The sequence below is a fragment of the Rhodococcus sp. HNM0563 genome (assembly GCF_012726195.1).
In the GTDB taxonomy this organism is placed as follows: Bacteria; Actinomycetota; Actinomycetes; order Mycobacteriales; family Mycobacteriaceae; genus Rhodococcus.
The window spans coordinates 251,688-264,614 of sequence record NZ_JAASAF010000006.1 but is presented as its reverse complement, the minus strand read 5'-3'; the positions used below and the strand labels follow the sequence as shown (position 1 = coordinate 264,614).

At 63.4% G+C, this 12,927-nt stretch carries 11 protein-coding genes; 1 reads left to right on the top strand and 10 read right to left on the bottom strand.

Translation table 11 applies throughout. From position 1 onward, the window contains the following. Positions 1-20: 20 nt before the first annotated feature. The 9 genes from HCA61_RS15890 to HCA61_RS15850 all read right to left on the bottom strand — a co-directional run bounded on the left by HCA61_RS15890 (position 21) and on the right by HCA61_RS15850 (position 11,653). Positions 21-1,502 carry a carboxylesterase family protein gene (locus HCA61_RS15890; protein WP_169689144.1) on the bottom strand — a complete coding sequence of 494 codons (1,482 nt, stop codon included), beginning with the start codon at positions 1,500-1,502 and terminating at the stop codon, positions 21-23. A 95-nt stretch (positions 1,503-1,597) separates the two neighbouring features. Continuing rightward, positions 1,598-4,456, bottom strand: coding sequence for a BTAD domain-containing putative transcriptional regulator (locus HCA61_RS15885; RefSeq protein ID WP_169689143.1), 2,859 nt, complete (start codon positions 4,454-4,456; stop codon positions 1,598-1,600). Between the two features lie 56 nt (positions 4,457-4,512). Further along, positions 4,513-6,663, bottom strand: coding sequence for a peptidase domain-containing ABC transporter (locus tag HCA61_RS15880; RefSeq protein WP_169689142.1), 2,151 nt, complete (start codon positions 6,661-6,663; stop codon positions 4,513-4,515). Positions 6,664-6,676: 13 nt separating this feature from the next. Then, positions 6,677-7,792, bottom strand: coding sequence for a TIGR04500 family putative peptide maturation system protein (locus HCA61_RS15875; RefSeq protein WP_169689141.1), 1,116 nt, complete (start codon positions 7,790-7,792; stop codon positions 6,677-6,679). Beyond that, positions 7,789-8,802: an MvdC/MvdD family ATP grasp protein gene (locus HCA61_RS15870; RefSeq protein WP_169689140.1), complete on the bottom strand. Its 1,014-nt coding sequence runs from the start codon at positions 8,800-8,802 to the stop codon at positions 7,789-7,791. The genes HCA61_RS15875 and HCA61_RS15870 overlap by 4 nt, the downstream gene beginning before the upstream one ends. A gap of 105 nt (positions 8,803-8,907) precedes the next feature. Then, positions 8,908-9,084, bottom strand: coding sequence for a putative ATP-grasp target RiPP (locus tag HCA61_RS15865; RefSeq protein ID WP_169689139.1), 177 nt, complete (start codon positions 9,082-9,084; stop codon positions 8,908-8,910). A gap of 449 nt (positions 9,085-9,533) precedes the next feature. Beyond that, positions 9,534-10,265 carry a Clp protease N-terminal domain-containing protein gene (locus HCA61_RS15860; protein ID WP_169689138.1) on the bottom strand — a complete coding sequence of 244 codons (732 nt, stop codon included), beginning with the start codon at positions 10,263-10,265 and terminating at the stop codon, positions 9,534-9,536. A gap of 67 nt (positions 10,266-10,332) precedes the next feature. Further along, the gene (locus HCA61_RS15855) at positions 10,333-11,169 is read right to left on the bottom strand and encodes an SDR family NAD(P)-dependent oxidoreductase (RefSeq protein WP_169689137.1); all 837 of its coding nucleotides are present in this window, start codon (positions 11,167-11,169) and stop codon (positions 10,333-10,335) included. Between the two features lies 1 nt (position 11,170). Next, positions 11,171-11,653, bottom strand: a complete 483-nt coding sequence (locus HCA61_RS15850) for a nuclear transport factor 2 family protein (protein ID WP_169689136.1) — start codon at positions 11,651-11,653, stop codon at positions 11,171-11,173. 221 nt (positions 11,654-11,874) lie between these two features. Between HCA61_RS15850 and HCA61_RS15845 the strand changes: the two genes are divergently transcribed. After that, positions 11,875-12,402, top strand: a complete 528-nt coding sequence (locus tag HCA61_RS15845) for a hypothetical protein (protein WP_169689135.1) — start codon at positions 11,875-11,877, stop codon at positions 12,400-12,402. Between the two features lie 70 nt (positions 12,403-12,472). Here HCA61_RS15845 and HCA61_RS15840 read toward each other — a convergent pair whose 3' ends face one another. After that, positions 12,473-12,745 (bottom strand): GlsB/YeaQ/YmgE family stress response membrane protein, encoded by a 273-nt coding sequence (locus tag HCA61_RS15840; RefSeq protein WP_206040203.1) that lies wholly within the window; start codon positions 12,743-12,745, stop codon positions 12,473-12,475. Positions 12,746-12,927: the final 182 nt, after the last annotated feature.

Below are 12,927 nucleotides of genomic sequence, written 5' to 3'. Positions count from 1 at the left end.
GGCTCGAGGAACAAACGTCGTCACCGGAGCCCGTGCCACAACTGACGCAGGTCGGGCTCGGCATCGTCGACGGTCTCGCAGATCTCACCGAAGACCATCTCGGTACGCTGCTGTCCATACGCTGCCCACCCGGGCGCACCGGTCGTCACGAAGGTCACCCACGCCTGATGCATTCGTTGCGCGAGTCCCTGAGGAGGCGTGGGCCCTGCCAGGGCGCTATTGCCCGGGACATGGAGGTTGTCGAACGCGAAGCCGATGTCCAGCGCGTGCGTCGCACCGAGCCGGCCATCGAGTACGGGTGTTTTCCAGTCGAACCGATACACGTAGGTGGCGACGTCATGCGCGGCACGCGCCTCGGCGATGCGCACGGCCGGAATCCGATACATCCAGTCACGCAGCACATGCATGAGCACCTGCCCCGGTGTCGAGTCCGGCCGGGCCGACCGATAGGCATCGAGGGCGGCGGGTTCGGTGAGCCCGTACCGGGCCGCGAGTACGCGAAGACTGTTGTCGTCGATCATCGAATCGACTCCTGAGGGCACGAAGAACAAGGTCATCTCGTCCTCGTTGTGGCCGATCAGGAGATCGACGTCGGAGCGGGCCTCGGCAGCGAGACGGTCGATGGGCAGCTCCGGCAGCACCGTGCCGTCGATATACGGCTCGAATGCCATTGCATGAGTGGGTATCTCACCCCATTTCGCGGCGTCCTTGTCGCCACGGATACGCATGGTCAGCTCTTCCTGCGCCGTGATGAGCCGGTCGGGGTCGACAGCCGAGAAGCCCGCGCGAGTGGGTTCGATGTCGAGAGCCTCGGCGAGCGCACCCGACACCGTGCGCGCAGTGTCGGCCGACAGCGCCGAATGCCCCGCTCCGCTCTGGGCTATCGCCCTGTGGAACAGGCCTTGCGCCGCGGGCATCGCGAGCAGCGCCCCGACGCTCATCCCACCCGCCGACTCACCGACAATCGTCACCGAATGGGGATTGCCGCCGAACTTCGCGATGTTGTCCCGGACCCATTCGAGCGCCGCCAGTTGATCGAGCAGACCCCGGTTGGCCGGGGCATCGTCCACCAGCGCGAAGCCCTCGGCCCCGAGCCGGTAGTTGATACTGACGAAAACCACGCCGTCGCGTGCAAAGTTCGCTCCGTCGTAGATCGGTATCGCACTGCTGCCGTGGACGAATGCGCCGCCGTGGATCCACACGAGCACCGGCAGCGAAGCCTCGAGGTCGGGGGTCCACACATTCAGGTTCAGCGGGTTCTCACCCGGAATCATCACCTCCTCGAGCAGCTTGTCGAGCGGTGGTCCGTAGGGCGGTTGAGGTGCGGTCGGACCGAATTCGGTCGCGTCTCGCACGTCGGTCCAGTGAGGTGCAGGTTCCGGCGCGGCGAACCGGCGGTCGCCGGAAGGCGTGGCCGCATACGGAATACCTTTGAACACTGCAGTGCCGTCCACGACCCTTCCCCGTACCCGGCCACGTGTGGTCTCGACGACGGGATTCATTCGCTCTCCTCATGTTCGGGCTGTGATCGTCAGCATCGCATGCCGAACCGGCGACGCGCAGGGAACCGACGCCAGAAGTCCCTGTTACGGCACGTTCAGCGCGATGGCGACGTAGCCATGATCAGAGCATTCACTTCCTCACGGGTGAGACCGGAACCTTCGGCGCAGTACGCGTCGAAGGTTCCGGTGCGTGCCGCCGCTGTCATCGCCGCATGTTCCTGGGGACCGTACGGATCGAGTAGGTCGGCCTGCACGCCCGCGCGTTCACCGTGCGCACGTGCAGCTCCGAGGACACGCGCCGCGTCTGCTGTCCGTCCTGCTTGCGCGAGGGCTGCTGCCGCGGTGTGCATGGTGACGATCCACCCGGTGACTTCGGCGTCCTCTTCGAGAATCGGGAGGATCTCACGTGCGAGTGCCAGACCTCGACGGTGGTCGTTGGAGTCCGCGGCGATCTTGGCCAGCGCCCACAGCGAACAGATCGGTACCCATCGATAACCGCACCGGCGGCCGACGTCGACGGATGTCCGCAACGTCTCCGGTGCCGCACTGTCACCACCACCCCGCTGGGCTATCCCCAGCACCATCAGTAGTGAAGCCGCGATCCAGTCGTCACCGAGCGAACCTGCGACTTCGAGCCTTCGCTGCACGATGCCTACGGCCCCACCGTGGTCGCCGCACACCGTTCGGTAGTACGCCCGCAGGGAATCTGCGTAGGCGATCTCCGCTGCATCGCCGGCCTCATGGAGTATCGACCACGCCCGTTCACTGTGGTGCAGGGCGGATTCGGAATCGCCGGTGAGATCGGTCAGGAGTGCCGTGCCCATGAGCGCCCTGCCGAGATGCGCCGCTTTCGGCACAATCGGATGCCGGTCGACACCGTCGATCCCGAATCGCAAGAACCTCAGCCCTTCCGACACATTGCCTTGCCGGTACCAGAACCAGTACAGCGCACCCGACAATTCGAGAACGTAATGGGAGTCGCCCCGGTCGACCGCTGCGGTCAGCGCTGCTCGATGCTCCGCGCTGTCTGCGAAGAGCTCGGACACTGCATTTCGCGCACCGGACCCACGCAGTTCGGCGGCCAGGGCGGTAGCTCTGCGGACCACCCAGGCGTAATATTCAGACGCAATGCGCTCGCGCTCGTCAGGCAGCATTTGTTGTGCTGCAAATTGTTTTATCGTCTGCAGCATCACATATCGCCGGGTCCGGGTACCGGGTACCACCGACAGCAACGATCGCCGCACCAATGCGCGTACGGTCTCGACCGCGCGAAGCGGCTCGGTCTCGCCGAGCAAGGCCGCAGCTCCGTGGATGTCGAAACTTCCGGCGAACACCGACAGTGCACGCAACGCCGAAGCCGCTGTGTCATCGAGTGACCGATAACTCCAGCCGACAGTGTCCATCAGACTGCGTCGGCGTGCTCCGAGACGTCTCGGACCTTCGGTGAGCAGAGTGAACCGATCGGTCAACCCATCGGCGATCTGCTCTTCGGACAGCACACACAATTGTGCAGCGGCGAGTTCGAGCGCAAGCGGAAGCCCGTCGAGGCCTTCACAGATCCTGTGTACCGATACGCGATCCGAGTCCATCAGTGTCCAGCTCGAATCGAATGAAGCGGCGCGATCAGCGAACAGTTCTTCAGCAGAATCGTGATCGAGAGGCCTCACCTCGTATCCGAATTCGCCGTCCACGTCCAACAATTCCCGACTGGTGGCAAGAATGCGCACGTGCGGGCACTGCGTGAGAAGCACCGACACGAGGTGTGCCGCTGCGTCGACGAGGTGCTCACAATTGTCCAGAATGAGATAGGTCGTGCGTGAGCCGATCAGCTCGGCGAGTTGCTCCGGAGTGTCCACGCTCGGCACACCGAGTGTCTGCGCCACGGTCACAACGATCGACGACTCGTCGACGACTCCGGCAAGGTCTACGAACCAGGTGCCGTCGCCGATTCGCACACCTGCGGCCACATCGAGGGCAAGGCGCGTCTTCCCGACTCCGCCCGGGCCGAAGAGGGTGACGAGAGCGTGCTTGCCCAGCAGTTCCGGCACCCGCGACAGGTCACCCGCACGTCCGATCAACCGACTGCGAGAAACAGGCAGGGCCGGAGGCATCTTCGGCGGCTCATCGGTGATCACTGCGGCCTCGGGCGCCGGCGCTGGCGGCACCGGCACCGCATCATCCACGACCTCGTGCGAGAGGATCTTTCGCTCGAGTTCCACGATGAGCGCACCTGGATCGACACCGAGCTCGTCCATCAGTGTCCGCCGCAGCGTCCGAATCGCGGCAAGCGAGTCGGCCTGACGACCGCTCAGATACATGGCACGCGCCAGCAACGCCCACGCGTTCTCGTCGAGCGGATACCGATTTACGAGAGCCTCCGCGGTACGGAGGGCCTCCTGGGCGCGTCCGCGCGAGAGGTCGATGTCGACGAGTGCACACGATGCGTCGCGGTACAGCCCGTCCAGTCGTGTCCGTTCGGGAACGATACCGGCGAGGTGTGCAGTGTCCTGATACGGTTCGCCCCTCCACAGCCCGAGCGCCTCGTTGAGAAGCACTGCGGCATCGTCGGGAGCAGACGGCGCCGATCCGGCGCGAACACCGTGGGCCTCCCTCACAAGAGCATCGAATCGGGCCGAGTCCAGTTCAGCGACCCGCAATGCATAGTGCGATCCGCTGCGCACAACCGGACCGTGCTGCCCGCGGCCACGCAGAGGATCGAGATGACGCCGCAGCTTCGACACGGCGAAATGCAGTGCGTTCGCCGTCGGCGCCGGAACGTCGTGCCACACATCGGCGAGAAGCTGCGCCGCACTCACCGCGTGCGGCGCCGCGACCGCAAGTGAAGCGAGCAGGGCGCGTTGACGTGGTCCGCCGAGATCGACCGACACACCGTCACGGAACGCCGTGACCGGGCCGAGAACACAGACGGTGATCCGTGCAGGTACCGAGCCCACGTGACATCCCCCCGAACGGTCACGGCCCCACTTCCGGGGACCTGCAGACCTCGAGGTTACCGCCCTGATTCCGCACACATCCCTGCATAGATCCCCTGGCGCTCGAGCAGCTGTGCGTGGCTGCCGCGTTCGACGACCCTGCCTGCCTCGAGCACCAAGATCAGGTCGGCGGTGCGCACCGTCGACAAGCGATGTGCGATGACGATGCGGGTCTGGCGCAGCTGCCTGAGTCCGGTTACCACCGCAGCTTCGGTCATGGAATCCAAGGCGCTCGTCGCCTCGTCGAACAACAACACCCGAGGTCGAGTCAAGAGTGCACGAGCTATCGCCACGCGCTGCTGCTGCCCACCGGAGAGACCACTTCCCTCGCGGAGAACCGTGTCGTAGCCCATCGGCAGCGCAACAACATCCTCGTGGATCTGCGCGAGAGAGGCCGCGTGCACGATATCCGTGAACGGCGCATCGGGATTGCCCGTAGCAATGTTGTCAGCGATGCTCCCGGTGAACAGGGTGCTGTCCTGTGTCACCACGCCGAACTGTGCACGCAGTGACCGCGCCTCCAAGCACCGCGCGTCGAGTCCGTCGTAGAGAACGGTGCCTTCCTCTGGGACGTACAACCCGAGCAGTAGGCGCGCGAGCGTGCTCTTCCCCGAACCCGACCGCCCCACCAACGCGACTGTGGTGCCCGCCGGAATATCGCACTCGATGCCGCGGAGTACCCACGGGGACCTCGGACCGTAACGAAACCCGACACCCCGAAGCCGGATCGCTCCCGAAAGTTGCGGCGCCGTAGTTACGTCGAGACCTTCCTGTTCCACATCCGATTCGAGGATGTCCTGAAGGCGCCGTGCATATGCCGCAGCGGACTGCAGATACTGCACGAGTGTGAGCAACGACGTCACGCATCCGAGCGCCACCACTGCCATCCCGTTGACCGCAATCAGCTGACCGAGAGAAAGCCTGCCGCTCACCACATGAACCGCCCCGACGAACAGGAGCACCGCGGGCGCAACCGCACGCAAAGCCGCCTGTGCGGCGTCGACCAGTCCCGACACGAGCGAACTGCGGACCGACACGGCGAGAGCATGTTCGAACAATCGCTTCCACCGGGCAATCACCACAGCCTCGGTTCCCGACGCCTTCACCGTCTCGACACCGCGAATACTCTCGATGAGCGTGCCCTCCGCTTCGGCCGCCGTCGCAGCCTCACGTTGCAAGAGATCGACAACTCGTCGATGCACAACGCCGATCAGCAACGCCTGCACCACTGTCAGTGCCAGCAGTCCGACCCCGACGCTCGGTGCCCACCACATCACTATTGCGACATAGGTGAGGGCAAGTGGACCGTCGAGCAGAGCAGCCACAACCCTCTCGGTGAACAGATCACGAATTGTACTGATACCGCCGATGCGTTGAGCAACGTCGTTGGTGCCCCGTCGCATGAAGTACGTGAACGGCAGTGCGAACAGTCGCTCGACCGAATAACCGGTGAGCACGGCATCGACCCGCCGACGGATCCGAGCGATGACCACGGTACGCAGTGCCCCCAGAGCAAGGAGTACGAAGGCGATACCCACGACCACAATCGCAAGGATGCCCAGGAGCCCGAAATCGGACTCGGGAATGACCCTGTCGATGAACATTGCGGTGAGCAAAGGGACTATGACACCGACGATCTGCAGAATCACCGCTGCACTCAGGACCCCGGCAAACGATGCGCGGTTGCCCCGCCACACGAGTCCGAGGAAGTCTCGCCGCCAGCGGGTATCGCGGTGCCGTACCTGCCGCGTTCTCGACGATATGTCGCCCGCACCGAACTCGAGCACCACACCCGAGTACCGCTCCGCGAAATCAGTGTGCGACAGGCGCTGCCGTCCCCGACTCGGATCCACCACCACCACGTATCGCGCCGTCGCACGGTCGACAACGACGAAATGGTTGTGATCCCAATGCACTACGGCCGGCAACCTCGTGTGTCCGTCGGCGATCGACTCGGCGGGCCGGCCGAACGCGCGCACGTCCAGACCGTAGTCGCGGGCAACCTGAACCAGTGCGAGCGCCGTCGTCCCGTCGCGCCCGACTGCAAGGTTGTCCGCCACGTCGTTGACCGGCATCGGTGCACCGTAGAAGTCGAGAATCATGGCCAGGCATGCTGCACCGCAGTCCGAGATCCCCGACTGGTGTCGCAACCGAACCCTGCGCGTCACGACTTTGCCCCTGTCATGACGCCATGCCCGCCGTCACGCGATCGGTCTTCTCGGCCTCTCCCCAGAACCACTCGACACGCGCGGCGCGCCTGCGCTCGGCAAGCCACTCGTCGAACAGTCGACGCTCGACGATGTGCAGAGCAGCGGCGTCGTTCCGCGTTCGATACACGGCGAGGACCTGCACAACCTCCCATTCGCCATAGCTCACCTCGGCTGCCATCACCGTCCCCGGCTCCGCAGCGAAAATCAGATTTGCGAGTTCGCCGTCAAGATCGCCGCGCCCGACGTCGCAGAATTCCGCCTTCCCGCGACCGTCGGCTACGACAAGCCCCAGTTCGCCTGCAAAGTAACGGATCGCGTCATCCGCCTCGTAGGTATGAACGTCGGCAACCCGTGCCGCGAACTCGCGTGCCTCTGCACGGTCCGGGAAGACAGCGCGCGCGATACGCGCACGGTCGAGGGTCTCTCCATGCTCGCGCAGCCACGCAGACGCACGATCGGCGACCACGCGACGACGAAGGCTCGCAAGCTCGGCTTCGTGCCGGACTGTTCGCTCGAACATGATTGGGCTCAGATGATTCTGCGCCATCCATGCCTCGGTTTCGTGACGAGTGAGCAGACCTCGCGCCCGGCGGAACGCGTCGAGAGCGTCCTGCATCTGTGCGTCGGTCAACTCGACAGGGGCTTCCTCGAGCTCGATACGTATCACGCAAGCATCGATGAGTCCGGTGAGGAGGTCCGGACGATCCCACATCCCGTCGAGATGCAGAATGGTTTCGCCGACCGTGAGTGTCTCCCCGTCGACGGACAACAGGGTCGATTCACCGGCTCGTCGTGCTCCTCGAAGCGGCCACGGCACAGTCGAGGGCGGCGACCACGACACCGTTGTCACGTTTCCCTCCGTGTCGGTGATGAGCAGTGCGCTCTGGGACGATTCGTCGAACGGTTCCACGTGTCGCACGAGCCGCATCCGGACTTCGGGATTCTTCTCACGTAGGACACGGAGGGCTTCCGATGAGTGCGCTTGCTCGTCGCCGAATGGACTGTTCTTCAGGCGGATCACATCCAGGAGCGCCGACAGTAGACTCGCGTCGACGCAATGGTCTTGCGACGGCATGGTGGGGGTCATCGGAAAGCTCCGTTCGTCGAGGATCGTGAAAACCGTTCGTCGGAGGACACCAGCAGGTCTGCTACCGCGTCCGCAATCGGGATACCTGTCGCTTCTTCGAGCCACAGCCATTGGCCGCCTGGATTGATCTCTAGGAAGACATAGCGCCCGTCGGGTGTGAAGATCAGATCCAGTGCGCCGTAGTTCAGGTCGAACTCGGTCACGAGTCGAACGCAGCGCTCGGCTATTTCGTCCGGCAGCGAGTGAACTGCGTACAGGCCTTGCGTGGAGTCGTACTTGCGCCAGTCGCCGCGAGCATGATTGCTTCGCTGGCTGTCGATTTCAACCGCAAACGCACGATCACCGACGACTGTCACCCGCAGTTCGACGAGTTTGGGTACGTAGGCCTGCGTGATCACCGGGCAGAAACGGATCGCATCGGCCGAAGCGAGATCCATAGTGGTAGGTACCTCAGAGAATCGAACGAAGCTGCGTCCGCCCACGCCAAGACTGGGATTGTCCAAGGGCTTCGTGATGATTTGTCCGTCATGGTGATCCCAGAAATCCAGAAACTCTTCCGGATCCGTCGTGACGAGTGTCGGAGGTATCTCCAAACCGAGCGCACCCGCACGAGACAGTTGTTCAGGCTTGCATGATGCATGTCGTATGGACCGCATTTTTCCAGGTACCGAAAGGCAATCCAGACTGTCCCATATGTACGCGGAGAACGTACCGCCTTCGTCCCGAACGCATTCTTGTGCAATGGGATCCTCGATTTCGGGCGCTGGGGTGGTCGGGCTGGGTCGGCGGCACCAGATGCTGTCGACAGCATTGAGATCAAGAGGACGCCCCGACCCGAGAAGCGTGCGTCCGATGAGTCCGGACCGGTCGTACGACACAGACATTGCTGCGTTGGATGGGAAGTCACCCGGATCGAAGATTGTGTACCTCGCCTGGCGCTGGATCAGCCGTTCGATCACGGCGTCCGCGTGCAAATCACCGGGTTGAGTAAGGACGAGAACATGAGGCATGGGACGAAACCCTCCAGGACAACCCGGGGCACACTGTGGTGCCCCGGGCCAAAGACCGCTACGGATCCCCCAAGGGGGACACAGTTCAGTTCGCCTGCGTGGTTCTCAGCATCGGCTCCGCGGGTCGCCGGGAAGGGTCCGATCCGGCGCGTTACCCGATTCCAATTTGAGCACGGTCGGTTGTTGACAGATTTTCGGCATGCCGCCCACGACACCGGCCAGGTGTGACTCGTCCAGTTCGGCGCCGGCCGCGGAAATCGTGTCGATTGCGAACTTGCTCATTCGGCTCTCCTCGTGTGTTCCGTGCCGGACCTCCCGGCAGCACGGATATCGTCACGAGGGCCACTGTGCAGACTCTGAGCAATGAATTAGCGCAGCAGATACACTGCTGCTGGACACGACTCGGCGAGGGACACAATTGTGCGTCCCTCGCCGAGTCGAGTGACCGGTATTCCGGACTCAAGGCAGGATTGGATCGTCCCCTTGGATAGGGCTATCGGGGGTGCAGCCGGTCCGCTCCCTGTCACCCCGACTCGTGGGCCGGCCGCCGACAATCCGAGCAAGCCGTGATTCGTCCAGTTCCACGCCCTCCACCGGAATTGTGTCGATGACGAATGTGCGCATGTCAGATCTCCTCGCGTCGCGTGCGTGCCGGACGTTCCGGCACAGGGTCACGTTCGCGGAAGGCACTGTGCGGATTCTGAGCAACTTCGGGCAGGGTTGGGTTCGTGCTACTTCTCCTGCTCGGCAATAATCGCGTCGAGCGCTTCGGCTACGTGCGCTTCGACCGTCGACTTGTCGACACCCGCCGACGACAACGCTCCCGTTCCGTTCTCCAGTTCGAGGAGCGCGAGGAGAATGTGCTCGGTGCCCACGTAGTTGTGGCCGAGTCGAAGCGCCTCCCGGAACGTCAGTTCCAGAGCTTTTCGAGCGCGCGCGTCGTATGGAATGAGCTCGGGTACCTGACCGGTCGTCTTCGCCGGAAGCGCAGCAAGAACGGTACGTCGTAGTTCGCCCTGCGCGACACCCTGCGCGGCCATCGCGCGGGCCGCAAGACCCTCTGGTTCCGCGAACAACCCGAGTACGAGGTGTTCGGGCGTGATCTCGACATTGCCTGCGGCGCGTGCCTCGTTCATCGAGGCCATCACCACGTTCCTCGCGCGGGGTGTGAATCGGTTGAATCCCTCGTTCGGGTCGAGATCGTTGTCGGCCTTGGACACGAATCGCTTCTGGGCAGCCTGTTTGGAGACGCCCATGCGCTGGCCGATCTCCGACCACGACGCACCGGAGCGTCGGGCCTGGTCGACGAAATGGCCGATGAGGTGGTCGGCGACCTCCCCGAGGTGTTCGGCGGCGATCATGGCGTCCTGGAGTTGATCGAGGGCGTCGGGATGAACTTTCTTTATCGCCTCGATGAGGTCGTCGAGGCGAATCGGATGGTTGCTACGCGCTGGTTCCGTCATGCGTCAACCATAGGTTGACGCATGCCCGGTCGTCAACCATGGATTGACGTTGGGTACACCCGGTCGATCAGCCTCCGAACACCGGGCCTCCCCCGAAAATGTTCCGATGCGAATCCGGCTGGTTTCCTTCGATGTCCACGACGCCGTAATCCAACGCGGCCTCGGCTGTGATCAGAGTGGATCCACTGCGTTCGTTCACCTTCGGATCGGTAGCCAACGCAGCGATGACCCGTCCGATGAACTCCGGGGTCTCGGCGTTGGCGAGTGGGAATCCCTGGAAGTTGTCGAGGCCGCGTGCCAGCATCGCTTCGTTCTTCACCAGTCCCGGCCACAACGACAATGCGGTCACGCCGGTGCCGCGCAGGTCGACGGCCATGTCGGCCACCATCTTGTCCAGACCCGCCTTCGACATCCCGTACAGCACCGAATGCAGGTACCCACGGGTGCCGAAGGAGGAGATGTTGACGATCATGCCACTTCCACGAGGCACCATGAGCTTGGCAGCCTCGACCGACGCGACGTAATGAGCTCTCAGACCCACACCGATGAGGCTGTCCCAGTCGTCCACCGGCCGCTTCCAGAACGGCTCACTGAAGCCGGCAAACCCTTTCGGGCTCGCCCATACGTTGTTCACCAGCAGGTCGAGACGGTCGCTTTGTTCGTCCGCGATTCGCGTGAACAGATCCTGGATCTGTTTGTCGTCCAGGTGATCGCACTGTACAGCGATACCGCGTCCGCCTCGTTCGGTGACCATGGCGGCGGTCCGGTCGAGCGGGCCGTCCACGCCGACGGGTCCGCGGGCCGTGACGTAGACCGTCCACCCGGCCGAACCGAGCGCACACGCGACCCCTCTACCGACACTGCGGCTCGCTCCGGTGACGAGGGCGATCTTGCGCTCAGGCATGCTACTGGACCACTTTCACATCGTCTGTCAGGGGACGTTCGATCGACCACAGCACCTTCACGTGGCATCTGGCGACTTTCCATTCGCCGTTCTCGACCACGTAGTCGTCGTCGTAGTCGAGGGCGGTGACCCGTTCGGTGCGGGCGTTCAGATCCACCTGCCGGAAACGCAGCGTCCACGCGCCGGTGGCGGTAGTCGGACCGGTGAGCTGGATGCTGGGGTGCATGCCGTGGTGCATGTCGAGGATGACGTACCGGTCATCGACGCGCTGCAGGGCAATTCTGGAGTAGATGTCGACCAGCCCGTCGGCGTCGTCGAAGCTACCGAGCGCGGGACCGTAGTAGATGTCGGCTCCCCGCGCGATGAAACACGCGCGCATGGCTTCGGGATCCTTGGCGTCACACGCCCGGAAATACCGATGCTTGAGCATCTTGATCTGTTCGAGAGCTTCGAGGCGATCGAGGCGCTCTTCGACGGTCGGCATATCACTGTCCCTTCCGCGTGGATCCGATGTGCCGGACACTAACCGCGTGCGCCGAGCGGGCATACGAAGGCTCCCGCTGGACAGGATCCGTCACCAGGCCACTCTCGGTGATGAGCATCTTCAGTTGTGACATATACATATTCGCTGAGGTATCGGTCACGAATGACATCCCGCCCTCGATAGACAGGTCGTATGCGGATCGAGATATCGGAGGAGTCGTCATGAGTAAGCAGAATATGCGTCGTATGGGTGCTTCGGTGCTCACCGCGGTCGGAATGGGTGCAGCCATGGTTGTCGGTGGAGGAGGTGTTGCGAACGCTGCACCGACGTCCACCGACATGACGTGCACGAGCGCGAATCCGCTTCCGTGGTCGCCGTCGTTCACGTGGTTCGTCCGCGCATCGTCCGGCGGATCACTTCCCCCGGGAGGTGACCAACTGGAGCCTGCACTTCTGCTCAGCGGCGGCAACGATCTACCTCGTCCGACGGGTGGCATCCTCTCGGCCATCGGACCCAACTGGTACGGGACACAGGTACTCGTCGACTGGACCAACCGGAACACGGGCGAGTCCGGGCGCAGCGTCAGCGATCAGGCGGCCTGGAGCCCGAACCCCGGTATCCCGATCAACCACACGTTTACGGGGACGGGCACTGTCGATTTCACCGTGACCATCCAGACCGGCGGAGGATGGTGGTTCATCAACACCAAGAACTCCGTATGCCAGGGCACCATCGACGTCGTCCCCTGAGACCGAGCGACCGACCGACATCGCCGTGGCCGACATCGAGTCGGCCACGGCGAGATTCAGGCAGCAGGGGTCAACGGCGAACGCCGCGCCCCGTAACTGCCTTGACAAGGAACAGCAGAATAACCGCGCCGAGCAGGCACGTCAGGAAGCTGAAGATCAGTCCGCCACCCTCGACGTCGACTCCAAGCAGATTCAGCAGGAAGCCGCCGAGCAGGCCACCGATGATGCCGACGACGATGTTGAGGAGAATGCCCTGTTGGGCGTCGGTGCCCATGATTTTGCTACCGATCCAGCCGGCCAGGCCGCCGATGATGATCCAGCCGATAATTCCGAGTCCGAGCATCGCTACAAGTCCCTTCTCGTGCATCTAGGCAAGCGATGTCCGGCACAGATCCACTCCGTGCCGGACATCGACAGCGTTCTCCCTGTATACCCAACGAGGAGCGGACTACACCTGTTTGCGCAGATTTTCGGATACGTGGCATTCGTGAAGCTGAAGCCCGCACAGTCCGTGAGTTGCCTGGC